The organism is Streptomyces sp. P17, assembly GCF_032436805.1.
GTDB lineage: Bacteria > Actinomycetota > Actinomycetes > Streptomycetales > Streptomycetaceae > Streptomyces.
The window spans coordinates 1-317 of the sequence record NZ_JAVRBF010000537.1; the positions used below are offsets into that span (position 1 = coordinate 1).

The following is a 317-nucleotide window of genomic DNA, read 5'->3' on the forward strand; positions in this document are numbered from 1 at the left end:
CTCCTGCACGCCGACCGAACGCGGCACTAATTGGACGCAATAAGCTGCGTTTGTCTGCGCTGCACCGGACCACGGGTATTGCAACGTTATCGATGTTGCGCTCACAACTTCCGCAATGGGGATCGCAAGACCTTTATGGACGCCGAACAAGTCACCCGGTTGCAAATTCGTCCAAACCGTACCGTTTCCGGTTACGGTCGTTCCATTCGCTGCAACAGTCGCGGTTCCATCAGCATAATATGTCGGTAATTTATTAAAGATGACCATTTTTTGATTTCCTAACGTTTATATACTGTTGTGATTGCTGCAACTCTTGT

General features: G+C 48.9%; 1 protein-coding gene. It reads right to left on the reverse strand.

The window, feature by feature from the left end:
- The coding region (locus tag RMT89_RS42015) for a hypothetical protein (RefSeq protein ID WP_315889022.1) at positions 1–267 on the reverse strand (267 nt) is incomplete at its 3' end.
- Positions 268–317 lie beyond the last annotated feature (50 nt).